This window comes from Porticoccaceae bacterium LTM1, from assembly GCA_030252795.1.
Classification (GTDB): Bacteria; Pseudomonadota; Gammaproteobacteria; order Pseudomonadales; family Porticoccaceae; genus SCSIO-12696.
The window spans coordinates 1,527,958-1,554,191 of sequence record CP127080.1 but is presented as its reverse complement, the minus strand read 5'-3'; the positions used below and the strand labels follow the sequence as shown (position 1 = coordinate 1,554,191).

At 50.7% G+C, this 26,234-nt stretch carries 23 protein-coding genes; 10 read left to right on the top strand and 13 right to left on the bottom strand.

What is annotated here, in order from left to right:
* Positions 1-185: 185 nt before the first annotated feature.
* Both QP938_06720 and metH read right to left on the bottom strand, forming a co-directional pair.
* A complete protein-coding gene (locus tag QP938_06720; GenBank protein ID WIO75587.1) occupies positions 186-410 on the bottom strand; it encodes a DUF2970 domain-containing protein in 225 nt (74 codons plus the stop codon).
* Between the two features lie 17 nt (positions 411-427).
* Positions 428-4,147 (bottom strand): methionine synthase, encoded by a 3,720-nt coding sequence (gene metH / locus QP938_06715; protein ID WIO75586.1) that lies wholly within the window; start codon positions 4,145-4,147, stop codon positions 428-430.
* A gap of 215 nt (positions 4,148-4,362) precedes the next feature.
* On the opposite strand from metH, the gene nfuA reads away from it, so the two are divergent.
* A complete protein-coding gene (gene nfuA, locus QP938_06710) occupies positions 4,363-4,947 on the top strand; it encodes a Fe-S biogenesis protein NfuA (GenBank protein WIO75585.1) in 585 nt (194 codons plus the stop codon).
* Positions 4,948-5,015: 68 nt separating this feature from the next.
* Here nfuA and QP938_06705 read toward each other — a convergent pair whose 3' ends face one another.
* From QP938_06705 to cspD, 7 genes are all read right to left on the bottom strand, one after another.
* Positions 5,016-6,083 (bottom strand): 3-deoxy-7-phosphoheptulonate synthase, encoded by a 1,068-nt coding sequence (locus tag QP938_06705; protein ID WIO75584.1) that lies wholly within the window; start codon positions 6,081-6,083, stop codon positions 5,016-5,018.
* A 275-nt stretch (positions 6,084-6,358) separates the two neighbouring features.
* Positions 6,359-6,988: a high frequency lysogenization protein HflD gene (gene hflD, locus QP938_06700; protein ID WIO75583.1), complete on the bottom strand. Its 630-nt coding sequence runs from the start codon at positions 6,986-6,988 to the stop codon at positions 6,359-6,361.
* Complete coding sequence (gene mnmA, locus QP938_06695) at positions 6,985-8,115, bottom strand: tRNA 2-thiouridine(34) synthase MnmA (protein ID WIO75582.1); 1,131 nt, start codon at positions 8,113-8,115, stop codon at positions 6,985-6,987. Before mnmA ends, hflD begins: the two co-directional genes overlap by 4 nt.
* Before the next feature lie 63 nt (positions 8,116-8,178).
* Positions 8,179-8,616, bottom strand: coding sequence for an NUDIX hydrolase (locus QP938_06690; protein WIO75581.1), 438 nt, complete (start codon positions 8,614-8,616; stop codon positions 8,179-8,181).
* Complete coding sequence (locus tag QP938_06685) at positions 8,576-9,208, bottom strand: pseudouridine synthase (GenBank protein ID WIO75580.1); 633 nt, start codon at positions 9,206-9,208, stop codon at positions 8,576-8,578. The genes QP938_06690 and QP938_06685 overlap by 41 nt, the downstream gene beginning before the upstream one ends.
* Positions 9,209-9,285: 77 nt before the next feature.
* Entirely contained in the window at positions 9,286-11,520 is a 2,235-nt protein-coding gene (locus tag QP938_06680) for an NADP-dependent isocitrate dehydrogenase (GenBank protein ID WIO75579.1), read from the bottom strand.
* Positions 11,521-11,795: 275 nt separating this feature from the next.
* On the bottom strand, positions 11,796-12,068 hold the full coding sequence (gene cspD, locus QP938_06675) for a cold shock domain-containing protein CspD (protein ID WIO75578.1): 273 nt from the start codon (positions 12,066-12,068) through the stop codon (positions 11,796-11,798).
* 244 nt (positions 12,069-12,312) lie between these two features.
* Here cspD and clpS point away from each other — a divergent pair, with 244 nt between their 5' ends.
* Positions 12,313-12,663: an ATP-dependent Clp protease adapter ClpS gene (gene clpS, locus QP938_06670; protein WIO75577.1), complete on the top strand. Its 351-nt coding sequence runs from the start codon at positions 12,313-12,315 to the stop codon at positions 12,661-12,663.
* A 27-nt stretch (positions 12,664-12,690) separates the two neighbouring features.
* Complete coding sequence (clpA, locus tag QP938_06665; protein ID WIO75576.1) at positions 12,691-14,961, top strand: ATP-dependent Clp protease ATP-binding subunit ClpA; 2,271 nt, start codon at positions 12,691-12,693, stop codon at positions 14,959-14,961.
* A gap of 65 nt (positions 14,962-15,026) precedes the next feature.
* Here clpA and infA read toward each other — a convergent pair whose 3' ends face one another.
* The 4 genes from infA to trxB form a co-directional block, all read right to left on the bottom strand.
* On the bottom strand, positions 15,027-15,245 hold the full coding sequence (infA, locus tag QP938_06660; GenBank protein ID WIO75575.1) for a translation initiation factor IF-1: 219 nt from the start codon (positions 15,243-15,245) through the stop codon (positions 15,027-15,029).
* A gap of 111 nt (positions 15,246-15,356) precedes the next feature.
* Positions 15,357-16,094 carry an arginyltransferase gene (locus QP938_06655; GenBank protein ID WIO75574.1) on the bottom strand — a complete coding sequence of 246 codons (738 nt, stop codon included), beginning with the start codon at positions 16,092-16,094 and terminating at the stop codon, positions 15,357-15,359.
* Between the two features lie 55 nt (positions 16,095-16,149).
* Positions 16,150-16,824 carry a leucyl/phenylalanyl-tRNA--protein transferase gene (aat, locus tag QP938_06650; GenBank protein ID WIO75573.1) on the bottom strand — a complete coding sequence of 225 codons (675 nt, stop codon included), beginning with the start codon at positions 16,822-16,824 and terminating at the stop codon, positions 16,150-16,152.
* A 43-nt stretch (positions 16,825-16,867) separates the two neighbouring features.
* Positions 16,868-17,818 carry a thioredoxin-disulfide reductase gene (gene trxB / locus QP938_06645; GenBank protein WIO75572.1) on the bottom strand — a complete coding sequence of 317 codons (951 nt, stop codon included), beginning with the start codon at positions 17,816-17,818 and terminating at the stop codon, positions 16,868-16,870.
* A 278-nt stretch (positions 17,819-18,096) separates the two neighbouring features.
* On the opposite strand from trxB, the gene QP938_06640 reads away from it, so the two are divergent.
* From QP938_06640 to gorA, 7 genes are all read left to right on the top strand, one after another.
* The gene (locus QP938_06640) at positions 18,097-20,391 is read left to right on the top strand and encodes a DNA translocase FtsK 4TM domain-containing protein (protein WIO75633.1); all 2,295 of its coding nucleotides are present in this window, start codon (positions 18,097-18,099) and stop codon (positions 20,389-20,391) included.
* 21 nt (positions 20,392-20,412) lie between these two features.
* On the top strand, positions 20,413-21,063 hold the full coding sequence (gene lolA, locus QP938_06635; GenBank protein ID WIO75571.1) for an outer membrane lipoprotein chaperone LolA: 651 nt from the start codon (positions 20,413-20,415) through the stop codon (positions 21,061-21,063).
* Positions 21,056-22,396: a replication-associated recombination protein A gene (locus QP938_06630; protein ID WIO75570.1), complete on the top strand. Its 1,341-nt coding sequence runs from the start codon at positions 21,056-21,058 to the stop codon at positions 22,394-22,396. The genes lolA and QP938_06630 overlap by 8 nt, the downstream gene beginning before the upstream one ends.
* Positions 22,396-22,767 carry a fluoride efflux transporter CrcB gene (gene crcB / locus QP938_06625; GenBank protein ID WIO75569.1) on the top strand — a complete coding sequence of 124 codons (372 nt, stop codon included), beginning with the start codon at positions 22,396-22,398 and terminating at the stop codon, positions 22,765-22,767. The genes QP938_06630 and crcB overlap by 1 nt, the downstream gene beginning before the upstream one ends.
* A 33-nt stretch (positions 22,768-22,800) precedes the next feature.
* Positions 22,801-24,075, top strand: a complete 1,275-nt coding sequence (gene serS, locus QP938_06620; protein ID WIO75568.1) for a serine--tRNA ligase — start codon at positions 22,801-22,803, stop codon at positions 24,073-24,075.
* Positions 24,076-24,158: 83 nt separating this feature from the next.
* Positions 24,159-24,866: a tRNA (N6-threonylcarbamoyladenosine(37)-N6)-methyltransferase TrmO gene (gene tsaA, locus QP938_06615; GenBank protein WIO75567.1), complete on the top strand. Its 708-nt coding sequence runs from the start codon at positions 24,159-24,161 to the stop codon at positions 24,864-24,866.
* Positions 24,867-24,868: 2 nt separating this feature from the next.
* On the top strand, positions 24,869-26,230 hold the full coding sequence (gene gorA / locus QP938_06610) for a glutathione-disulfide reductase (GenBank protein ID WIO75566.1): 1,362 nt from the start codon (positions 24,869-24,871) through the stop codon (positions 26,228-26,230).
* The last annotated feature ends 4 nt before the right edge of the window (positions 26,231-26,234 follow it).

Below are 26,234 nucleotides of genomic sequence, written 5' to 3'. Positions count from 1 at the left end.
GTAACTGGGGTAGCTATGACTGAGTCTGATAACAACTCGAATAACGATCAATTTATCGATGCTATGGCCGGGGTATTTGCGGTCTTGTTGGTGGTGGGTGCCGTAATTTACTGGGTTAGCCAGCAATAATTAAAACCCGGCAGGTCGGTCAAGAGGTGAGTTGACCGACCTGGGCTCTCTACCCACTAATTACCCGCTAGATGTGTGACAAGCTTCACCAAGCCAATTATCGACAGCACAAAGGCGGTAGTCAGTAGTAACCCGACAACAATAAAAGTCTTTGCGCTTCCTTTTTTGAAATCCCTTTCCCGATTTTTTTCCGATTGAACACCAAAGCCAGCTGACAGAGCGCTTTTAACGATCTGCCATCGGCTCGGTTTGTTCTCATCGTTATGGCTTTCAGTATTCATGTTCTTGCTCAGTTCGATCACTCAGGGTTGTAATCCAGAACCGGCATCAGCCAGCGCTCCAGCTCCTTGATTGTCATGCCCTTACGATTGGCGAGACTTTCAACCTGGTCACGCTGGATTTTACCGGTATTGAAATAATCCGATTCTGGGTGAGAAAAATACCAGCCGCTGACTGCTGCCGCCGGGAACATAGCGTAACTGTCTGTCAAAGAGACGCCAATAGCCTTCTCGGCATCAAGGAGCTTAAAGAGCGTCGCCTTTTCGGTATGGTCCGGACAGGCCGGGTAACCGGGAGCAGGGCGAATACCCTGATAACTCTCCTTGATCAGCTCGTCATTATCGAGCTGCTCATCTTTTGCGTAGCCCCAAAACTCGGTGCGTACGCGACGATGCATATGTTCTGCAAAGGACTCTGCAAGGCGATCAGCGAGAGCCTTTATCATAATGGCATTGTAATCATCGCCGTTGGCTTCGTACTCTTTTGCGAGCTCCTCGGCACCAATGCCGGCAGTCACAACAAAACCTCCGATGTAATCCTGACAGCTACTCTCCGCCGGCGCCACAAAGTCAGCCAGACTGTAGTGGGGTTTGGTATTACCGGGCTTAGCTGTTTGTTGGCGAATATGATGCAGTCGAGCCAGCTCCTGATCCTTATTTGGGTCGTTAAAGACAGCAATATCATCGCCATCAACCCTGTTTGCAGGCCACAGACCGATTACGGCTTTGGCGCTAAGCAGTTTATTTTTGATGATGTCATCAAGCATTGCGCGAGCATCTTTGTACAAGCTGGTAGCCGCTTCACCGACAACCTCGTCCTCGAGGATTTTGGGAAACTTGCCGGCCAGATCCCAGGAAATAAAGAACGGTGTCCAATCGATGGTTTCTACCAGCTCTTCCAGCGGATAGTCATCAAAAATCTTAGTGCCAATAAAGCCTGGTGCCGGCGCCTGGTAGCTGTCCCAGTCGAAATTAAATCCGGCATTGATGGCTTTCTCATAGGGGAGGGTAGTACCGCGTGGTTTACGGTTGGCTGTGCGAATACGAACCTTTTCGTATTCATCAGCCAGCTCTCCGTAGAAACGCTCTCGAGATGTCGGATTTACCAGGGTGCTGGCCACACCCACGGCGCGAGAGGCATCGGCAACATAAACGGCTTGGTTAAGATTGAATACCGGATCAATCTTCACTGCAGTGTGGGCCTTCGAGGTAGTTGCACCACCAATCATCAGTGGCAGGTCCAGCTTGAGTCGTTCCATTTCACTGGCGACATGCACCATTTCATCCAGGGATGGGGTGATCAGTCCGGACAGACCAATTATGTCGGCGTTTTCTTTAATAGCAGTTTCGAGAATTTTTTCGCAGGGCACCATAACCCCAAGGTCTACCACCTCGAAGTTATTACACTGCAACACCACACCGACGATATTCTTGCCGATATCGTGAACATCGCCTTTAACGGTCGCCATAATAACTTTGCCATTAGACTTTGCGTCACCGTCTTTTTCCGCTTCGATATAAGGCTGTAAATAGGCCACGGATTGCTTCATTACGCGGGCAGATTTAACGACTTGTGGCAAAAACATTTTGCCTGAACCAAAAAGGTCGCCCACCACGTTCATGCCATCCATCAGCGGGCCTTCGATTACATCGAGCGGGCGAGTGGAGTTCTGGCGGGCAATTTCGGTATCTTCCACAATATGGGAGGTAATGCCTTTTACCAAGGCATACTCAAGACGTTTTTCCACGGGCCATTCGCGCCAGGCAAGATCTTCTTTTTTCTCACCGGTTGAACCATCACCACGGTATTTTTCAGCTATTTCCAGTAGGTTTTCAGTGCCGTCTGGAGTACGGTTGAGAATCACATCCTCTACTTTTTCTCGCAGTTCTTCCGGTAGATCATCGTAAACCGCCAGCTGACCGGCATTTACGATACCCATGTTCATACCCGCCTTGATGGCGTGGTAGAGGAATACCGAGTGAATAGCTTCACGAACCGGGTTATTGCCACGGAAAGAGAACGATACGTTCGATACACCGCCGGAAATCATTGCTCCGGGAAGGTTTTGACGAATCCAGCGAGTGCCCTCAATAAAATCAACGGCGTAGTTATTGTGTTCCTCAATACCGGTCGCTACGGCAAAGATGTTGGGGTCAAAAATAATATCATTGGGATTAAAGCCAACTTTATTAACAAGTAAATCATAACTGCGCGAGCAGATCTCGATTCGGCGCTTCAAATTGTCGGCCTGACCGTCCGTATCAAAAGCCATCACCACAATGGCAGCGCCATAGCGCTTACAGAGGCGGGCTTTATCCAGAAAGTCTTCTTCACCTTCTTTCAGCGAGATGGAGTTAACCACTGGCTTGCCCTGAATGCACTTGAGGCCAGCTTCAATCACATCCCACTTGGAGGAGTCCACCATGATCGGGATTCGGGAGATATCCGGCTCAGAGGCAACCAGGTTGAGGAATGTTGTCATCGCCTTGTGGGCGTCGAGCATCCCTTCATCCATGTTGATGTCGATGATCTGGGCGCCGTCCTCAACCTGTGTGCGTGCCACATCCAGGGCGGTGTCATAATCCTCATCGAGAATCAGTTTTTTAAAGCGGGCAGAGCCGGTTACGTTACAGCGTTCACCGACGTTCACAAACAGTGAGTCGGCGGTGATATTGAACGGTTCCAGGCCCGAAAGGCGGCAGGCCGGCTCGATATCGGGGATTGCTCTTGGTTTGAATTCGGCAACATTTTTGGAGATGGTGCTGATGTGGTCAGGTGTGGTGCCACAACAACCACCGATCACGTTCAACAGTCCACGACGAGCGAAGTCAGTAACGATTTCTGCCATTTCATCCGCCGTTTGGTCATACTCACCAAACTCATTGGGCAGGCCGGCATTGGGGTGTGCGCTCACCAGGGTGTCAGCTACACGTGACATTTCTTCAACGTAAGGGCGCAACTCTTCAGCACCCAGTGCACAGTTCAGACCGATGGAGAATGGCTTGGCGTGGGCCAGTGAGTTCCAGAATGCTTCTGTAGTCTGGCCAGAGAGGGTGCGACCACTTGCATCGGTGATAGTGCCGGAAATCATAATAGGCAATTCAAAGCCGAGTCGCTCAAACACTTCCTGTACAGCAAACACGGCTGCCTTGGCGTTAAGTGTGTCGAATACCGTCTCAATCAGAATCAGGTCGGAACCGCCATCAATCAGGGCCTCGGTTGCTTCAATGTAATTGCCCACCAGCTCATCAAAGCTGGTATTACGAGCGGCTGGGTCATTCACATCAGGTGAAATGGAGGCAGTACGACTGGTTGGCCCCAAAACCCCTGCTACAAAACGGGGTTTGTCAGGGCTTTTAGCCGTCCATTCGTCCGCCGCCTCACGAGCTAGGCGGGCACCTTCCCGGTTCAACTCCACGGTCAGCTCCTGCATACCGTAGTCAGCTTGCGAGATGCGATTGGAGTTAAAGGTATTGGTCTCAATGATATCGCTCCCAGCCGCCAGGTAGGCTGAATGTATGTCGCGAATGACATCAGGCTGGGTCAGGGTCAGGAGATCGTTATTACCGCCCAGATCCTGGCCCCAATCAGCAAAGCGATCGCCGCGGTAGTCGGCTTCTTTGAACTTGTGCTGCTGGATCATCGTACCCATTGCACCATCAAGGATCAGTATTCGCTCGGAAGCGACCTTGTGGAGACTTTTGATACGATCAATACGTTGAGACTGGTCTGATTTCACGGTGAATCCTGGCGATGGAGTAGTAAAGGACCCGCCATTTTAACAAACTATGCTCATCATTATTGCCACTCAACTTGAGATATTTTTTAGATAAAGATGAAAGCTGCTTACAAATCCACCCTTGTGATGAACTGGGTGGTCACGGTAAAATACATGACTAAATTACTCGGGATTGCTATTTGCACCCCGATACCAGCCGTTCAAGAGTCAGATTTATGTTGAATATCACTATTACTGAATCCGCACAGGAATACCTGTCAGGCCTCCTTGTTAAGCAAGATTGCGAAGGCATCGGGATTCGCATGTTTGTTACTGACCCGGGCACTCCAAAAGCTGAAACCTGCATTGCCTATTGCCGCCCAGGTGAAGAGAATCCGGAAGACGAAAAACTGGAACTCAACAGTTTTACCGCCTATTTTGAGCGCCGCAGTTTGCCATTTCTGGAAGAGGCGAAAGTCGATTATTCTGCTGACAAGATGGGTGGTCAGTTGACTATCAGGGCTCCCAATTCGCGCATGCCAAAGGTCTCCGACGACAGCCCGATTGAAGATAAAATTAACTATCTTCTGTACAGTGAAATCAATCCGGGGCTTGCGGCCCACGGCGGTAATGTCACCCTTGAGGCGATGGATGGTAAAGTTGCCATCCTGCGCTTTGGTGGTGGCTGCCAGGGCTGTAGCGCAGTTGACCTGACGCTCAAGGATGGTGTGGAAAAAACACTCACCGAAAAAATCCCGGAGCTTGAAGGTGTTAGGGACGTAACCGATCACACCGATAAGTCCAGCGCATACTACAGCTGATTTTATGCTTAATAACAAAAACGCCCTTTGGTTTACCAAAGGGCGTTTTTGTTTGTTGGTCTTTCTGCTTACTTGTCCAGGCGATTTTTCAGGGCTTCGGAAATTTTATCCCGCATCTCCAGAAGACACTGCTCGGTAGTCTCCCAATCAATGCACTTGTCAGTGATGGAAATACCGTACTGCATGTTTTCATCAGCCTTTTGATTGCCTGCAAATAGATGGCTCTCAATCATCACTCCGATAATCGAGTTATTGCCTTCAGCAATCTGATTGGCAACATTTTCAATCACAAGCGGTTGCAGCTCATGATTTTTATTGGAATTGGCGTGGCTGCAGTCGATCATGATATTTGGCGTCAGGTTCGATCTGCGCAGCTCATTTTCACAAGCTTGTACGCTGATGGCATCATAATTTGGTCGGCCATTTCCGCCGCGCAATACGATATGAGCGTAAGGGTTGCCAGCAGTCTCGATAATTGAAACCTGGCCATCGTTATTGATACCCAAAAAGCGGTGGGGGTTCGCAGATGACTGCATGGCGTTAATTGCCACTTCAAGGCCACCATCAGTGCCGTTCTTAAAGCCAACCGCAGATGATAGGCCACTTGCCATTTCGCGGTGGGTTTGAGATTCGGTAGTGCGGGCGCCAATTGCTGACCAGCTGATCAGATCCTGCAAGTATTGCGGCGAAATGGGATCCAGCGCTTCAGTAGAAGTGGGCAGTCCCAACTCGGCCACATCCAGCAACAACTTGCGACCTATATGAAGACCATCCTGGATCTTGAAGGAGTCGTCCAGGTAAGGGTCGTTGATCAGGCCCTTCCATCCAACCGTAGTTCTGGGTTTTTCAAAATAAACGCGCATAACCAATAGCAGGGTGTCGCTTACTTTCTCTGAAAGCTCTTGTAGTTTGTGAGCGTATTCCATTGCCGCTTTTGTGTCATGAATAGAGCAGGGCCCTACAACGACCATTAGTCGGTGGTCTTTGCGATCGAGAATATTTTGAACTGCATTACGGCCAGCTTGAACACTTTCTGCAATTGACTCGGTAAGAGGCAGCTTTGCTTTTAGCTCACGAGGCGTAACCAGGGTCTCTTGGGAAGAGATTCGAAGGTTGTCTAGTACTTGGAGAGACATCGTTTTAGCCAGAACTTATGGGTTGTAAAAAATCCATTCTAACTATTGAACCCGCTTACGCAAATAAAAAGATTTTATGACACCCAAGTCTTGGCTGAATGTACCAATCCCGTATCACTAAGGAGGTAACCCCTAACAGGTTGTTGAAATTCTATCTGCGTTGCTCCTGCGGCGTTAAAAATGGACTCAAATCGGTTATTTATTACAATAAACTCCCTCTTTTCGTTCATTTTTGCCTTGCAGTAGCTACCTCGAAAACGAATTTCAACAGCCTGCTAAAGCTCTCGCTGAAGCTCGTGGAGAATCCCAAGGATCTTCTTTCGATGAAACAGTAATTGTAACCTTGAGCCACCAAGCTGGCGCCATAAAACGGCACTTCGAACTCCTGCCAGCAGCAGCGCGCGAACACGGTTTGCAGTAGAGGTTTGCTGCAGGTAGCCCGCAAAACCATTTACCTGTATGCGATATCGAAAAGTACTCAGAGTGTTTTGATAGAGCTCGGATAGGTTGGCCAGCACATTCTCGTGAATATCGTCAAAGTGTTCAGCCTGTGCCTTGGCCCTTTCAATGCCTTCGCCCAGTCTGTTAAGTACTTTTCGGCTGCGCATCATTTTCTTCTGTAAATACGTAACACCAACCACGTATCTGAGAGTATCTGACACTTGCCCGCTTTGCTGTATGGTCAGCAATTCGTGCATCGCCTCGATACCAATACGCAAATTTGCCGTGGGCCCGTAAATTTCACTCAAATTCTGGGGGGATTGTTCAAACAGACTGTGAATACAAACTTTAAAACTATCCGCTGGAACAGTGCCACTTTTTGCAATTGTTTCTACTAATTGGCAAGCCTGAAAAATTCCAGCCAGGGCAATTACCTGATCGCGATTAGGTGCCAACAAGGTCATGCCTCCGGTTTGGAATAGGGGGTGTTGCTGCGGCTCTCAATAATGCCGCCACCGAGACACCAGTCATCCTGATACAAAGCAACCGACTGCCCTGGAGTTACCGCTCTTTGTGGTTCGTCAAACTCGACTCGGCAGTTATCGCCCTCGATAAATACTGTGCAGGCTTGATCCGGCTGGCGGTAACGGGTTTTAGCAGTGCAGCGAATTGATTGCTGTTCCGGCTTGCCGTTAATCCAGTTCATTTGGCTCGCCGTCAGCGTGCTGTGAAACAGCAGGGGATGATCGCTGCCCTGTACGGCAATCAATACATTGCGATCCAGATCTTTTTCTGCAACATACCAGGGCTCATCTGAGCCTGTTTTTGTTCCACCAATACCCAGCCCCTGGCGCTGTCCCATGGTGTGGTACATCAGGCCACTGTGGTCGCCGATTACTACACCTTCCGGTGTTTCAATCTTGCCCGGTTGGGCTGGCAGGTATTGCTCGAGAAAATCTTTAAAACGGCGTTCGCCGATAAAGCAAATTCCGGTACTGTCCTTTTTGTTGTGTGTGACAAGGTCGTATTCCTCAGCAAGTCTTCTCACCTCCGGCTTTTCCAGTTCACCGACCGGGAAGAGGCTTTTCTCAAATGCCTGCTCGGTAACTGCGTACAGGAAGTAGCTCTGGTCTTTATTGCCATCCAGGCCTTTAAGCAGTCGGGCATGGCCATCGCGATCGGCTCTACGCACATAGTGCCCAGTAGCAATCAGGTCAGCACCAAGAATCTGGGCGTACTCCAGAAAGACTTTGAACTTGATTTCCCGGTTACAGAGAATATCCGGGTTCGGGGTGCGGCCGGCCTTGTATTCGGCAAGGAAATATTCGAACACATTGTCCCAGTACTCGGAGGCGAAGTTGACGGTGTGAAGCTCAATGCCGATTTTGTCACAGACTTTTTGCGCATCCTCAAGATCAGTTTTTGCGGTGCAATACTCTGTGCCGTCGTCTTCATCCCAGTTTTTCATAAACAACCCAGCCACCTCATAGCCCTGTTGTTTGAGAAGCAGGGCAGAGACAGATGAATCTACGCCGCCGGACATTCCGACGATAACTTTTTCGGGCCGTTTACTGGCTTGGGATACGCTCATTGGGGATTTGCTAACTATTTGAAAAACGTAAATTTTAACAGGGTGCAGTGGGGGATACGAGGCTTATTCACGCAACATCGACAAGGGTTGCAAGTGACCTTTACGATAATCCTCCACAGCTTGCAGGACCAGCGGGCTTCTAAGTAGTGCCTGTTGCTCAATAAGTTCTTCGTAGCTCAGCCACAACACCTCATCAATGTCTGCATCCAGCATTGCACCTTGCACCTCCTCAACAGCCCTGGCAGCAAAGCATACACGGTAGTAGGTAACACCATTTGCCGCGAGATAGGTAGAGATGCTGATCAAGGCTGTTAGCTCAATATTCCAGCCAGTCTCTTCCAGCGCTTCCCTTAATGCAGCATCGGCAATCTTTTCTCCTGGCTCAACGTGGCCAGCCGGCTGGTTAATTACCCGCTTGCCGCCATCGCGCTCGGCGACACAGAGAAACTTGCTGTTGCGCTCAACGACGGTGGCGACGGTGAGGTGTATTTGGTTTTCCATGTTTATGTTTTTGATTGTTGTGATGGTGATGTGGAACCGGCTTAGCGAGGTGGACAGCTTCGCTGCGATGCTCTCCGGGATTGAGACCATCCAGCGTCCAGTTGCCTATACGAATTCTTACCAGCCTCAGGGTTGGAAAACCAACAGAGGCAGTCATACGCCGCACCTGGCGATTCCGACCTTCAGTTATGGTCAACTCTATCCAGCTGGTCGGTGTGTTCTTGCGAAAACGCACCGGAGGGTTCCTGGGCCAAAGACTTGTTGGCTCTGTGATTTTCTTAACTTTGGCAGGGCGAGTCTGCCCGTCGTTAAGCGCCACTCCGTGGTGAAGCTGTGACAGTGCCTCATTGGTTATATCGCCTTCCACCTGAACCCAATAGGTTTTAGGTAGCTTGTACTTGGGATGTGCTATTCGCGTTTGCAGATCGCCGTCATTGGTCAATAGAACCAGGCCTTCAGAGTCGTGATCCAGCCTGCCAGCGGGGTAGATATCAGGCGTCTGTATAAAGTCCGCAAGAGTAGGGCGCTCGTCCGTTCGTTTGAACTGGCAGAGCACACCGTAGGGTTTGTTGAGTAGATAGATAGTCGACATGTCAGCGATATTGTAGTTTCAATAGCCCGTAAAAGCGCAAAAAGCCGCCCGAGGGCGGCTTTTCAGTGCAGGCTCAATCAGCTCAGTGAATCCAGTACGCTGTTGAATGTGGCACTTGGGCGCATCGCCTTGGCGGCCAGTTCGGGGTTGGGGTGGTAGTAACCACCAATATCAACCGGCTGACCCTGAACAATGTTCAACTCATCAACGATTACCGCTTCTTTTTCGGTCAATTGCTTGGCCAGCGGTGCAAACAGCGCCTGAAGTTCGGCGTCCATGGTTTGCTCTGCCAAAGCCTGGGCCCAGTACATTGCCAGGTAGAAGTGGCTGCCACGGTTATCCAGCTCACCCGCCTTGCGAGATGGTGACTTGTTGTTGTCCAGGAATTTGCCATTGGCAATATCCAGAGTCTCGGCCAACACCTTGGCTTTTTCGTTGCCAGTCTTGATGGCCAGGTCTTCCAGGGATACCGCCAACGCCAGAAATTCACCCAGGGAATCCCAACGCAGATGGTTCTCGCTGTTGAACTGCTGAACGTGCTTCGGCGCAGAGCCGCCAGCACCAGTTTCAAACAGACCACCGCCAGCCAGCAGCGGAACGATGGACAGCATCTTGGCACTGGTGCCCAGCTCCAGAATCGGGAACAGGTCGGTGAGGTAGTCACGCAGTACGTTACCGGTTACGGAGATGGTGTCTTTACCTTCTTTCATGCGCTGCAGGCTGAAGCGGGTAGCGTCAACCGGAGACATGATTTGAATATCCAGACCGCTGGTGTCGTGCTCTGGCAGATAGGTATTTACCTTCTCGATCAGGCTGCGATCGTGAGCGCGATCCTGACTCAGCCAGAAAATGGCAGGGTTGCCAGTGGCGCGGGCGCGATTAACGGCCAGCTTAACCCAGTCGCGAATCGGTGCGTCTTTGGTTTGGCACATGCGCCAGATGTCACCTGCTTCAACATCGTGTGACATCAATACGTTTTCAGCGGCATCAACAACGCGAACAGTGCCTTTACCTGCAATCTTGAAGGTCTTGTCGTGTGAACCGTACTCTTCGGCTTTCTGTGCCATCAGGCCAACGTTAGCTACGTTGCCCATGGTGGTTACATCAAAGGCGCCATTTTCTTTACAGAAGCTGATGGTTTCCTGGTATACGCCTGCGTAGCAGCGGTCAGGGATCATCGCTTTGGTATCGTGCAACTTGCCGTCCGGGCCCCACATTTGGCCAGAGGCGCGAATCGCAGCCGGCATGGAGGCGTCGATAATTACATCGCTCGGTACGTGCAGGTTAGTGATGCCCTTGTCGGAATCCACCATCGCCAGTGCAGGGCGGTTAGCGTAAACAGCTTGAATATCTGCTTCGATTTCCGCTTTTTGATTAGCTGGCAGGTTGGCGATTTTGGCGTAAACATCGCCCAGACCGTTGCTGGCATCCACACCCAGCTCAGCAAACACTTTGGCGTGTTTTTCAAATACGTCTTTATAGAAGACGGTTACGGCTTCGCCAAACATGATCGGGTCGGAAACTTTCATCATGGTGGCTTTCAGGTGCAGTGAAAGCAGTACGCCACTTGATTTGGCGTCTTCAATTTCACGAGCATAAAACTCGCGCAGGGCAGAGCGGCTCATGCGTGCAGAATCGATTACTTCGCCGGCCTGCAGGCTTACCTTCTCTTTCAGGATCGATACACTGCCATCTTCTGCTACAAATTCGATTTTGACGTCGCCAGCTTCGCTCACAGTTACAGACTGTTCACTGGAGAAGAAGTCTCCATCATTCATATGTGCAACGTGGGACTTGGAGTCAGCGTGCCATTCGCCCATTGAGTGTGGGTTTTTCTTGGCGTATTCCTTAACTGCAGCAGCAACCCGGCGATCGGAGTTACCCTCACGAAGAACCGGGTTTACAGCACTACCGAGTACTTTGGCGTAGCGATCCTTGACCGCTTTCTCTTCGTCAGTCTTAGGCTCTTCCGGGAAGTTTGGCAGGTTATAGCCCTGGGTTTGCAGTTCTTTGATCGCTGCGTTCAGCTGCGGAATCGACGCACTGATGTTCGGCAGCTTGATAATGTTTGCTTCCGGAGTCTTGCACAGCTCACCCAGTTCAGCCAGTGCATCGCTCTGACGTTGTGCCTCAGTCAAACACTCGGGGAAGCTGGAGATAATGCGTGCGGCCAGGGAGATGTCGCGAGTTTCAACCGTGATGCCCGCAGATTGGGTGAAGGCCTTTACGATCGGAAGTAAAGAGTATGTAGCCAGCGCTGGCGCCTCATCAGTTTCTGTGTAGATGATTTTAGAGGTGGTCGGTGTGGTCATGTCCAGTCCTATGAATTCACAGTGGCTTGCCGTGTGCAGCGGGTCGCTGTCCGGGTACATTTGCGGCGGCGATTATAACAGCTGGAAATAAAGCCGAGTAGAGGGGAGGTTTTGCTTAAAATTTAACCAAAACACAGTAAATACAGTATGTTACAGTATAAACCTCAAGTAGTTTGAGCAGGCAGGAATAACCATTATCACTGAAAATGATAATGCCGGTATATCAGATACCGTATATCAAAAAAGAGAAACTTTGACTGGAGTGGTGTTTCGACTCAGTCAGCCTGGGCCTGCAGTACTTCAAACTGATCGCAGTAGTCTTCCTCCTGCGGGGTCCCGCCGGACTGAACAGCTTGAATGTTGGCCGCATGCAATCCCTTGTTACCTTCTGTTATTTCAAATGTTACGGTCTGGCCAGCTTTCAGTGTTTTGTATCCATCCATCTGAATTGCTGAGTAATGCGCAAAGATATCACCCTCGCCGCTCTCTGGAAGAATGAATCCGTAACCTTTAGCATTATTGAACCACTTGACTGTACCTTTGGGCATGACTGACACCTTCCCCATGAATTTATTATTGGTAATTCGTCTCGTAAGAACGGTTCTGTGACTCTCCGGTCATCGTTGCCCTGTATGAATTTCATACAGACATCCCTTTCTATAGGCAATCCATGCTCAAGTCAAGTCGGAAAAATCAACCTTGCGGACACCATCTCGCCTAAAATCAGATTAGAATAACTGGCAAATACACCTATTATTTCTAATAAAGATGAAGCTTTTTGAACCCAGCAGTATGAGTGATGAATGGAATGACGACGATCACTCAGGAAGTACACATGCAGTCATCGAGGAGCAGAGACCGCGGTTAAAGCGTCCACCCATGTACCGGGTGATTATGCTCAACGATGATTTCACACCCATGGAGTTTGTGGTTGAGATTCTGGAAGTGTATTTCGCCATGAACCGGGAGCAGGCAACCCGGGTAATGTTGAAAGTGCATACGGAGGGCAGGGCGGTTTGCGGTATATATACACGTGATATTGCCGAAACTAAAGCAAATCAGGTGAATCAATATGCTAGAGAGTGTGAACATCCTTTGCTTTGTGAAATAGAGCCGTTTGACGGTGATGATGAGCAGAGTTAAGCCAATGTCCGCAGAAGGAAGTCAGCCATGTTAAGCCGAGACCTTGAAGTGACCCTGAACCTGGCTTTCAAAGGAGCCAGTACCCGACGTCACGAATTCATGACAGTAGAACACCTGTTGTTGGCTTTGCTCGACAACGAATCAGCCGTGACCGTATTACGGGCTTGCGGCGCAGAGTTAAATTCACTCAGAAGGGATCTCGACGAATTTATCGAGTCAACTACGCCGCTCATTCCGACCAATGACACCGAGAGAGAGACCCAGCCTACTCTTGGCTTCCAGCGCGTATTGCAGCGAGCTGTTTTCCATGTCCAGTCTTCCGGAAAGAAAGAGGTTAAGGGCGAGAACGTCCTGGTTGCCATTTTCAGCGAGCAGGAGAGTCAGGCGGTCTATTTCCTGCGCCTGCAGAATATCGCTCGTGTCGATGTGGTGAACTACATCTCCCATGGCATTTCAAAAGTTGCTGACCAGACAGAACACAATGACTCAGAAACCCATCATCACGACGATGAGGTGAGAGAAGCCGATAGCGGCGAAAAAAGTCTGCTGCAACAGTTTGCCACCAACCTGAATCGAGAAGCCGAGCTGGGCCAAATCGATCCCCTGGTAGGCCGGGAATACGAAGTTGAGCGCGTTTGCCAGATCCTGGTTCGCCGTCGCAAAAACAACCCGCTGCTGGTGGGCGAGTCCGGAGTCGGTAAAACAGCTATTGCCGAGGGCCTTGCCAAGCATATTGTTGAAGGAAATGTTCCTGACGCGCTCTCAGAGAGTGTTGTCTATTCCCTTGACCTCGGGGCTTTGCTTGCAGGTACCAAATATCGGGGCGACTTTGAAAAACGATTCAAAGGTGTACTGGCAGAGCTGAATAAAGAGCAGCATGCAATTCTCTTTATTGATGAGATTCACACCATTATTGGTGCGGGGGCTGCTTCCGGCGGGGTGATGGACGCTTCAAACCTCCTCAAACCGCTGCTGGGTTCAGGAAAGATCCGCTGCATTGGTTCAACGACATTCCAGGAATATCGCGGCGTCTTTGAAAAGGATCGCGCATTGGCGCGCCGCTTCCAGAAAATTGACGTGCCCGAACCTTCTGTTGAAGAAACCACCAGCATCCTCAAGGGGCTCAAATCTCGCTTTGAGGAGCACCATGGACTTCGCTTCACCCAGTCTGCGCTCAAGACTGCAGCCGAGCTCTCCGCTCGCTACATTACTGATCGCTTTCTGCCGGATAAGGCTATTGATGTTATTGATGAGGCTGGCGCCTACCAGCGCCTGCAGCCTGAATACAAGCGCAAGAAAGTCATAGGTGTTGCCGATATTGAGCGGGTCATTGCGAAAATCGCCCGAATTCCCGCCAAGAGCGTTACCGCCTCAGACAAAGAGCGCTTGCGCGATCTGGGCAAACAACTCAAGTTGGTGGTGTTTGGTCAGGATCAGGCTATCGATGCGCTTTCCACCTCCATCAAGATGGCCAGAGCCGGTCTCGGTAGCGATGAAAAGCCTATCGGCTCATTCCTGTTTGCCGGCCCGACCGGTGTGGGTAAAACTGAAGTCAGCAAACAGTTGGCCCATATCATGGGTATCGAACTGATCCGGTTTGACATGTCCGAATACATGGAGCGCCACACTGTTTCAAGGCTGATTGGCGCGCCTCCCGGTTATGTTGGCTTCGACCAGGGTGGACTGTTGACCGATGCTGTGACCAAGCATCCCCACTCTGTTGTGCTGCTGGATGAAATTGAAAAGGCGCATCCGGATGTGTTTAACATCCTGCTTCAGGTGATGGATCATGGCACCCTGACCGATAACAACGGTCGCAAGGCTGATTTCCGCAATGTGGTATTGATCATGACCACCAATGCCGGCGCGGAGGAGATGAGTAGGGCGTCGATTGGATTCACCAGCCAGGATCACAGCACCGATGGCATGGAAGTGATTCGCAGAGCCTTTACGCCGGAATTCCGTAACCGCCTGGACGCTATTATCCAGTTCAAATCCCTGCCACTCGACGTTATCACCACCGTCGTCGACAAGTTCCTTACAGAGCTGCAGGCTCAGCTGGATGAAAAGCACGTTACGCTGGACGTAGAGGACGAAGCACTGCTGTGGCTAGCCGAGCACGGTTACGACGAAAAAATGGGTGCGAGGCCAATGGCGCGACTGATCCAGGAGCGACTGAAAAAACCACTGGCAGAAGAGGTGCTGTTTGGGCGCCTGTCCGAGAAAGGTGGAACAGTACATGTCACTGTCGAGAATGACGATCTGGTTATTGAGACAGAAGAAGCGGTACCAGCCTGAATCCAACTTTCGATTCAACCATAAAAAAAGCCGGCTATTGCCGGCTTTTTTTATATTCGGACCGATTAACGGGCGCGATAGGTGATGCGACCCTTGCTAAGGTCGTAAGGCGTCAACTCAACCTTCACCTTGTCACCGGTCAAAATGCGGATGTAGTGCTTGCGCATTTTTCCGGAGATGTGCGCAGTAACTACGTGACCGTTTTCCAGCTTTACGCGGAAGGTGGTGTTGGGAAGGGTGTCGATAATTTCGCCTTCCATTTCAATGACGTCTTCTTTGGCCATATCGCTAATGGGCTCCAATCAATTCAAGAGGCCGGCAATTCTGCCTGAAAAGTCGGCAATTCTCCAGTACTTCGGCAAAAAGCAGGCAAAAGGGATTTGTAGGTACAGGAATCAGGCTGAATCCAGCGAATTATATGGAGTCCAAGCCCCTTCAACCAGAAGCTCAACAGGCTGGTATTGGGTCTTGTAGCGCATTTTGCGGCAACCATCGATCCAATAACCCAGGTATACATGGGGGATATAGTTCTGTCGTGCAAAATTAATCATGCTGAGAATAGCAAAGGCACCAAGGCTGCGCTGATCTTCAGACGGGTCAAAATAGGTGTAAATCGCCGAAAGGCCATTATCCAGAATGTCTGCAACGCTGGCCGCCAAAAGCCTGCCATCCTTACGAAACTCGAGAAAGCGAGTGAAGGGGGCGGTGCTGCCAATAAAGTCGTCATACTGACTACGATTGGGCGGGTACATGTCACCATCAGAGTGACGTTGGTGAATGTATTGCTCGTAAATTGAAAAGTGCTCGTCGCCATCAATTCGGTTAAGGACCGATAATTTGATATCGGCATTTTTCTTGAGGCAGCGCCGCTGTTGTCGATTAGGGATGAACTCGGCAACGGGAATGCGAGCAGGAATACAGGCAGCGCAACCCTGGCAGCGAGGAATATAGAGGAACTTGCCGCTACGCCGAAAGCCATGTTCGGAGAGTCTGGCATAAAGATCTGAGCTGATGGGCAGCGCCGGGTCGACGAAAGCAGTGGTTGCGCTGCGATCCCGAAGATAGCTGCAAGGGTGGGGCTCGGTAAGAAATAATCTGACCTTCGCCAGATCCGGAGTTACATCTCTGGTCATACTAGCTAAGACAAATTTACTGACATTGGTTCTATTACATTTAGCACAACCGCCATCACCGGGGCCAGTCGATGGTATCGTTTTTATAGCGTTCCAGCGATGAAAGGAAGTCATTACGGGATAACGTGCACGCTCCCAGGCTCATCAGGTGTTCATTTGGCAGCTGGCAATCAATTAATTTGACCCCGGCGATATCCTTTGCCAGGAAAGCCATGGCCAACTTGGATGTATTTGGCTCACGGCTGAACATCGATTCACCACAAAAAACACCGCCAACAGCGACTCCGTACAGGCCGCCAACCAGCTTGCCAGATTCCCATACCTCAACGGAGTGGGCGTGGCCAGCCAGGTGCAATTGACGGTATGCGGACTTCATTTCAGGGGTGATCCAGGTTTCAGCCTCTTTTCTCCTGGGGGCGCTGCAAGCCTCCACCACCTGCTCAAAAGCAGTATCACAGCTGATCTGGTACTTACGCTGCTTGCGTAACTTGGCTAGACTCCGGGAAAGGTGGAAGTATTCGGGGTGTATCACTGCCCTTGGATCCGGGCTCCACCAAAGGATAGGCTCTTCATCAATAAACCACGGGAAGATGCCTTTCTGGTAGGCGCTCCACAATGTATCAGGAGAAAGATTGCCGCCAACAGCCAAAAGCCCATTGGGGTCGCTGAGAGCTGAGTTTGGATGAGGGAACTCAGGGTTGTCTTGATCGAGTAAAACCAGCTCTGTCATAAAGAAAAGCCCGCAACCTTGCGATAGCGGGCTGTCCGTATACTTACCAGGCTACACCGAGGTATTTCTCGGCATCCAGAGCCGCCATGCAGCCGGAGCCGGCTGAGGTGATGGCCTGACGGTAAATGTGGTCAGCTACGTCACCGGCAGCAAACACGCCAGAGATGCTGGTTTGTGTGGCATTGCCTTCCGAGCCGCCCTGAACCTTCAGATAGCCGTCTTTCATTTCCAGTTGTCCCTGGAACATGTCAGTGTTCGGCTTGTGACCGATAGCGATAAATACGCCAGACACGTCAATCTCCTTGGTGGAGTCGTCTTGCGTGCTCTTCAGGCGCAGACCGGTAACACCGTTGCCATCGCCCAGAACCTCATCCAGAACGTGGTTCCACTCTAGGTTGATGTTGCCATTTTCAACCTTTTCAAAAAGATGTTTTTCCAGGATCTTCTCGCAGCGCAGTGCATCGCGACGGTGGATCAGGGTCACTTCGCTACAGATATTGGAGAGGTACATAGCCTCTTCAACAGCGGTATTGCCGCCACCAATAACGGCAACTTTCTGATCGCGGTAGAAGAAACCGTCACAGGTAGCACAGGCACTAACACCTTTGCCCATATAAGCTTCTTCAGAAGGCAGGCCCAGATATTGTGCGGACGCACCAGTGGCAATGATCAGAGAGTCACAGGTGTAGGTCTCGTTGCCGATCAACTTGAATGGACGCTGGTTCAGGTCAACTTTTTCGATGTGATCGAACAGGATTTTGGTGTCAAAACGCTCAGCGTGCTGCTGCATGCGAAGCATCAGGTCCGGACCTTGAACGCCCTCAGGGTCGCCTGGCCAGTTATCAACATCAGTAGTTGTGGTCAACTGACCGCCTTGCTGGATGCCAGTAATAACCACTGGTTCCAAGTTAGCTCGGGCTGCGTAAACGGCTGCTGTGTAACCTGCTGGTCCTGAGCCAAGGATGATAAGGCGGTGGTGGTTTTCTGTGGACATATGTTCCAATCTCTCAGATTTTTTAAAACGTTAGACGCCCGCTATGATAATCAATTGCACGCCTGTTTCCAAATAGAGTGTATTGATTGCCTATATTGCCGTGAACAATAACCGCTTGGCAGTTTTAGTAGTTGGCGTGGCTTTTATTATCCAGTCAATTACAATAACCCGAAATATGAGTCTGGCCAAAGACTTGGGGAAGATAATTGAGTAAATCCAATAACAAGAAAACAGCACAAACTACGGCTTCCGAAAGTGGTACAAGTCGCTTCAGCCACATCTACCGGGAAGGGGCTTTATTGGGCTGGCTGGTTGTCTGTTGCTATCTGCTCATTTCGCTGATCACATACTCTGAAGCAGACCCGGGTTGGTCCCACACCGGTGCTGCCGGCAAGGTTGCCAATGCCGGTGGTCCTGCCGGCGCATGGATTGCCGATGTTTTCTACTACATCTTTGGGGTAATGGCCTATCTATTCCCGATACTGCTTTTGGCGCGAGCGTGGAAAGTATTTCGCCTCAGGCGCAACGAAGGTCTGCCATTTGACTGGCTGACTTTTGCCCAGCGCTTCCTCGGCTTCGCCCTGGTTATGATTACCGCTACTGCACTGGCCAATCTTCATTACGGTGATATCGAAATATATCGTGAAGGGGCAGGAGGCGTACTGGGGCAGTCGGTCGGCGGAGCTGCACTATCAGCATTCAATCTGGTTGGCAGCACCCTGATTCTGTTTGCGGTGGCGCTGTTCGGGTTAACCATTTTTACCGATCTTTCATGGCTAGCCGTTATAGACGGTACCGGAAGATTGACTTTACGCCTGGCAGACCTGATCCGCAGCCGAATCGTTGAGTACCGAAAAAATAAAGAAGAGGAAAGAACCGCGAGTATTGCCAGCAAGCGGCGTAAGGAAAAAGTGGAGAAGGCTACCAAGGAGTACGAAAAGCGGATTCCGCCGAGTATCCAGATGCCTGCTCCGCAGCCTAAAGCCGCTCCAAGCAAGCGCGCCCAACAGGAAAAGCAAGTCAAACTATTTGACGATGCAGCAGTCGGTGATTTACCAGCTATCGGCCTGCTTGACGCTGCAGACCCAAATGCCAAAAAGGGCTACTCCCAAGAGTCACTGGAGGCCATGTCCCGTTTGCTTGAGCTCAAGTTGCTGGACTTCAGCATCAGTGCCGAAGTTGTTGAAGTACTACCCGGCCCGGTAATTACCCGCTTTGAAATCCAGCCAGCGCCCGGCGTGAAAGCAAGCCGTATTACCAACCTTGCCAAAGACCTTGCTCGCTCTCTGGCCGTTCAGAGTGTGCGAGTGGTAGAGGTGATTCCAGGCAAGTCGGTAATGGGCATCGAGATTCCGAACGAGAAGCGTCAGGTGGTTCGTCTGTCCGAGGTAATTGCTTCGGAGGCGTTTGAAAGCGCCAAATCCCCACTCGCAATTGCCCTGGGCCATGATATCGCCGGCGGACCGGTGGTTGGTGATTTGGCCAAAATGCCACACTTGCTGGTTGCTGGTACAACCGGTGCCGGTAAATCTGTCGGCGTAAACACCATGCTGATGAGCTGGCTTTACAAAAGCGGGCCAGAGGATGTGCGCCTTATCCTGATTGATCCCAAAATGCTGGAGATGGGTGCTTACGAAGGTATTCCACATCTGCTCACACCCGTTATTACCGACATGAAAGATGCTGCCAATGGCCTGCGTTGGTGCGTGGGTGAGATGGAGCGTCGCTACAAGCTTATGGCTGCACTCGGGGTTCGTAACATCTCCGGTTACAACCGCAAAGTGCTGGATGCAAAAGCGGCTGGCGAACCAATCAAAGATCCGTTGTGGAGCCCAAATCCAAACGAAGCCCTGTTTGGCGAAGATGTGCCTCAAGAGGCACCGGGGCTTGATAAAATGCCCTACATCGTCGTCGTAATCGATGAATTTGCCGACATGATGATGATTGTTGGTAAAAAAGTAGAACAATTGATCGCTCGTATTGCCCAAAAGGCGAGGGCAGCAGGTATTCACCTTGTATTGGCAACCCAGCGCCCGTCGGTGGATGTGATTACAGGCTTGATTAAGGCCAACGTGCCGACCCGAATTGGATTCAGGGTGTCATCCAAAATTGACTCCCGAACCATTCTCGACCAGGGCGGCGCAGAGCAGCTGCTGGGTATGGGCGATATGCTTTACCTGCCACCTGGCAGCAGCTTGCCGGTTCGTGTCCACGGTGCGTTTGTGGACGACCACGAAGTACACAACGTAGTAGCGGATTGGAAAAAACGCGGTGAACCGGATTATCTCGATGAGATCGTTGATGAAACCGTTGCCAGTGGGATTGCAGTACCCGGCTTTGCTGCCGAAGGCGAAGGCGGTAGTGAAGACAATGAGTCCGACGCGCTCTACGATGAAGCAGTCGCCTTTGTGCTTGAAACCCGCAAGGCGTCGATATCTTCGGTTCAGCGCAAACTGAGAATTGGCTATAACCGCGCTGCACGACTGATCGAAGCAATGGAAGCCGCCGGTGTTGTCAGCCCGATGGGCAGCAACGGTAACCGTGAGGTCCTGGCACCGGATCACGGGCGTTAATTTATTTTTAAGGAAATGTGTGTGAAGGTATTTTCTAAAGCATTTATCAGCTTAATCGCCGCTGTATCTTTTTCGGCTGCCGCAATCAACAGTTATGGAAAAACCGACACTGTGTCCAGTGATGAAACCGTTGTCGCCGAACTAAAACAATTACTCTCCCCGGTAAGCAGTCTTCGAGCCAACTTTAAGCAGACGCAACTGGCTGTTGATGGCTTTGAGGTGCGTGCTACCGAGGGTGAAGTAGAGTTGGCCAAACCAGGGAAAATGCGTTGGGTCAGCAAGCCGCCCTTCGAACAATCCATTATTACCGATGGCGATCTGCTGTGGATTTACGACCCGGATCTGGAGCAGGTAACTGTCCAGAATTTTGATGGCCGTAACTCTCCGATGATGCTGCTTTCTGGCGACCTCTCTTCACTTACTAAAGAGTACTCTGTTGCCAGGGGTGATAACGAAAACAGCTTTGTGCTGACGCCTCTGGACGAAAATGCGCTGTTTGAGTCTGTGGTTTTAAGCTTTACATCCAAAAGCCCAAGCCTGATTGAGGCACGCGATGGATTGGGTGAACTCACCCGCATTGAACTGAGCCACGTAAAGCTTAACCCTGACCTCGACGACGAGCTGTTTCAGTTTGATCCCCCTGAAGGAACTGACGTAATCCACAATGACTGAGTCGCTCTTCCAGCAGACGGTATATAGGCCTCTTGCCGCTCGTATGCGGCCCGCAAAGCTGTCTGAATATATCGGTCAAAAGCACCTGTTAGGGGAGGGGAAACCCCTTCGCGAGGCGATAGAAGCGGGGCAGTTGCACTCCATGGTGTTCTGGGGGCCGCCCGGCGTTGGCAAAACCACCCTGGCCAAAATCATTGCCCAATCAGCTGACGCTCATTTTGAAAGTGTCAGTGCTGTACTTGCCGGGGTGAAAGAGATTCGCGCTGCCGTAGCTCGCGCCGAAGAAGAGCGAGATGTTCGGGGCCGCAAAACCATACTGTTTGTGGACGAAGTTCACCGCTTTAATAAGTCCCAGCAGGATGCCTTTCTGCCTTATGTGGAAGATGGCACGGTGGTACTGATTGGCGCCACCACAGAAAACCCGTCCTTTGAATTAAACAATGCCTTGCTATCTCGATGCCGTGTTTATGTTCTACGCAGCCTGGAGCGGGACGAATTGCTGGAAGTAGTTCAGCGAGCATTGCAGTCGAGCAATGCAGAGTTACCAAATGGTTTAACCATCGACGATGACGCCCTAACTGCACTGGTAAATTCCGCCGATGGCGATGCTCGAACGGTATTGAATCTACTTGAGATTGCCAGCGATCTCGCTGGCGAAGATAACCGCATAGTCCTTGCCAATATCCAGGAAGTGCTGGTTGCCGACACTCGTCGCTTTGATAAAGGTGGGGAGCACTTTTACGACCAGATCTCCGCAATGCATAAAGCGGTGCGCGGATCATCTCCTGATGGGGCGCTGTACTGGTTTGCGCGCATGATCGATGGTGGATGCGATCCGCTTTATGTTGCTCGCCGCGTCGTGCGTATGGCTAGTGAGGATATCGGCAATGCCGACCCCAGAGCACTGAGACTGGCCCTGGATGCATGGGAAACCCAGGAGCGGCTTGGCAGCCCGGAAGGGGAGTTGGCCATAGCCCAGGCGCTTGCCTACCTGGCAGCTGCACCCAAGAGCAATGCCGTATACACAGCCTTTAAGCAGGTATTGGCGGACGTCAGGTCTCAACCCAGTTACGATGTACCATTGCACCTTCGCAATGCACCAACAAAGCTGATGAAGTCGCTCGATTACGGCAAGGAATACCGTTATGCCCATGATGAGCCAAATGCCTACGCGGCCGGCGAGAGTTATCTTCCCGAAGAACTGAAAGACCAGGTCTACTATCAACCGGTACCGCGCGGGCTCGAACAGAAGATTGCTGATAAACTGGAACACCTGCGCAAGCTTGATCAAACAAGCCCGGAACAACGTTATCCCACTAAGGATAAAAAATAATGCAATGGCTGGCGGTCGCGGTAGGAGGAGCCTTGGGGGCAATGGCTCGATTTGGAGTCAATGCACTGGCATTCCCGGTCTTTGGTGAACGACTTCCGTTGGGCACACTGATTGCCAATGTGTCGGGGGCTTTCCTGATGGGCGTTTTTTATGTGCTGATCATCGAAAGAGGGCTGCTGCCCACAGAATGGCGCAATATCGTCATGGTCGGCTTTCTTGGTGCATTCACTACTTTCTCAACCTTCTCGCTAGAGACCCTTGCCTTGTGGCAAAATGGTCACTTTGCTATGTCCATCAGTTACTCAGTAGGCAGCCTGATCCTTTGCCTTGCGGCAACATTAGGTGCCATCTACCTGGCTCGACTGATTTAATATTTCAAAACTAACGCTACGAATTGACTCACTATGCTTGATCCAAAAGTTATCCGCTCAGACATGGATGCCGTTGCTACGGCACTCGCCAAAAAAGGCTTTCAACTTGATACTGCTGCACTGGATTCCCTTGAGGCCCGCCGCAAAGAAGTACAGGTGAAAACCGAAGCCCTTCAGGCAGAACGTAACAGCCGTTCCAAATCCATCGGTAAAGCGGTTGCAGCTGGTGAGGACATTGCACCGTTAAAAGCAGAAGTGTCCAAGCTGGGTGAAGAGCTGGATGCAGCCAAAGTCGAGCTAAATGATATACAGGCTGAACTCAATGACCTGCTGAGTGGCATTCCCAATATTCCTCATGAATCTGTGCCAGAAGGAAAGACCGAAGACGATAACGTAGAAGTTCGCCGTTACGGCACTCCGCGCGAGTTTGATTTTGAGGTTCAGGATCACGTCGATCTGGGCGCCAAGCTGAATGGCCTCGATTTTGAAAACGCTGTAAAACTCACCGGCTCCCGCTTCGCCGTAATGAGTGGCGACCTGGCTCGCCTGCACCGTGCACTGACCCAATTTATGCTGGACACTCACACTCGTGAGCACGGCTATAAAGAAGTTTATGTACCGTACATTGTCAATCGCGATTCCCTTTACGGCACAGGCCAGCTGCCTAAATTCGAAGAAGATCTGTTCAAGCTGACCGATGATCGCGAGTTCTACCTGATCCCAACCGCAGAAGTACCGGTGACTAACCTGCTACGAGACGAAATTGTCGAAGCAGGGCAGCTGCCGCTGAAATTCACCACTCATACACCATGTTTTCGCAGTGAGGCTGGCAGCTATGGTCGTGATACTCGCGGCATGATTCGTCAGCACCAGTTTGAAAAAGTCGAGATGGTTCAGTTTGTTAAACCCGAAGACTCATGGGATGCCCTGGAAGGACTGGTGGCAAATGCCGAGACTATCCTGCAGAAGCTAAACCTGCCATATCGCACCGTTGTTCTCTGCGGTGGCGACCTTGGATTCGGTTCAGCCAAAACCTATGACATCGAAGTTTGGTTGCCATCTCAAGAGAAGTACCGTGAAATTTCTTCCTGCAGTAACTTCTGCGACTTTCAGGCTCGCCGCATGAAAGCGCGCTGGCGCAATCCGGAAACCGGCAAGCCTGAGCTGCTGCACACCCTTAACGGCTCAGGCCTGGCCGTTGGCCGTACCCTGGTTGCTGTAATGGAAAACTATCAGCAAGCCGATGGCAGTATTGAAATCCCGGAAGTGCTGCGCGGCTATATGGGTGGGCTTGAAAAAATCGGCTAATTTAAGTCGGTTAAATACAGCTTTCAGTTGGGCTCCCGTGTGGAGCCCTGTTTTTATCCAGACCCAAATTTCAGGATTTGAAAGTGGCAACGTTTCAATTCGACACCATAGGCATTGTTCACTCACCCTATAAGGAGAAGTTTGCGGTGCCGAGGCAGCCGGGCATCGTCTCCAGTGCCAAAGGACAAATTGAATTACTGCCTCCGTACAATGACGAGCACGCCATTAGGGATCTTGAACAGTTCAGCCACTTGTGGGTTTTATTCGTATTCCATGGAACACAGGATCAGGGGTGGAAACCATTGGTGCGCCCTCCACGTTTAGGTGGCAATACCAAAACGGGCGTTTTTTCAACGCGTTCTACTTTTCGTCCTAATCCTATCGGTATGTCCGTCGTCTCTCTTGAAGGCATCAAACAGGAAGGGCAGAGGGTATTTATTGAAATTGCCGGAATGGATCTGCTTGATGGCACACCGGTAATTGATATCAAGCCATATATTCCATATTCAGATAGTCTTCCTGGTGCTCATGCTGGGTACGCTGCGGATAAGCCGGCTGCAATAATGACAGTGGAATTCAGTGCTGAGGCCGAATCCATTCTGCATAAATTAAATGACAAGCATCCACACCTGAAAGACTTTATTAGTGATGTGTTGGCGCAGGACCCAAGACCAGCTTATCGAAATGCTAGTACCGAAAACCGCCAATATGGTGTTCGCCTGTACGATATAAATGTAGTTTGGGAGGTTGTAGATGGGACCTCTCGAGTTATCCGGATTGAAGAGGTATAACCATGTCCGACCGGAAATTTGATTACGACTTGTTTGTTATTGGCGCTGGTTCTGGCGGCGTTCGTACCGCAAGAATGTCTGCGAAATATGGTGCAAAAGTAGCTATTGCCGAACAGCAATACCTGGGTGGCACCTGCGTTAATGTCGGCTGCGTGCCGAAAAAGTTACTGGTTTATGCAGCTGAATTTTCCAGTGAGTTTTCTTCCTCGGCAGGATTTGGCTGGAATATCGAACAGTCACCCAAACACAGCTGGCCTCAACTCATTGCCAATAAAAACACAGAAATAGAGCGCCTGAATGGCATCTACAGAAATTTGTTAAATAACTCCGGGGTTGAGTTGTTTGAAGGGACCGCCACCATTATAGATGCGAACACAGTATCGGTTAACGGCTCAGAGTACAGTGCCGAGCGAATTCTGATCGCCACCGGTGGCAAACCATTTGTGCCAGATATTCCCGGAAAAGAATTGGCCATCACCTCCAACGAAGCGTTTTACCTGGAGCAACTGCCAGAAAAGATTATTGTGGTTGGTGGCGGTTATATCGCTGTCGAATTTGCAGGCATTTTTAACGGCCTGGGTGTTGAAACTCACTTGCTGTACCGCGGGCCGAAGTTCCTCAGGGGGTTCGATGATGAAGTCCGTGATGTGCTAGCTCACGAAATGAAGAGCAGGGGAGTTCACCTCCACTTCAATACCGACATCCAATCCCTCAACAAGCAAGGGGACAACCTACTCGCCACACTTAATAACGGCGAAAAGCTCGAAATTGGCCAAGTGATGTATGCCACAGGTCGTAAACCAAATCTCGACAATCTTGGCATTGAGAATACACAGGTCGAAGTAAGTTCTAATGGCTCTATTGTCGTCAACGACCAATTTCAAACGTCAGAACCTTCGATCTTTGCTTTGGGGGATGTAATCGATCGAGTCCCATTAACACCGGTAGCCATTGCTGAAGGCATGGCGTTGTCGGCGCATCTTTATCAAGGCAAGCCCTGCAAAATGGATTACGACGCTATTCCTACAGCGGTATTCAGCCAGCCTTGTATTGGGACCGTCGGTTTAAGTGAAGAACAGGCCAGGGAAAAATTTGGAGAAATTACGGTATTCAAGAGCCAGTTCCGAGCGATGAAGCAAACTCTGGGCGGCGGCGATGAAAAAACATTTATGAAGCTGATCGTCGATACTGCATCCGACAAAGTAGTGGGGTGCCACATGGTTGGCGAACACGCCGGAGAGATTGTTCAGGGATTGGCGATTGCCATCAAGGCAGGGGCCACGAAGGCTGATTTTGATGCAACGATTGGCATTCACCCAACAGCTGCGGAGGAGTTTGTTACCATGCGTGAACCAGCAAGCTAACTCG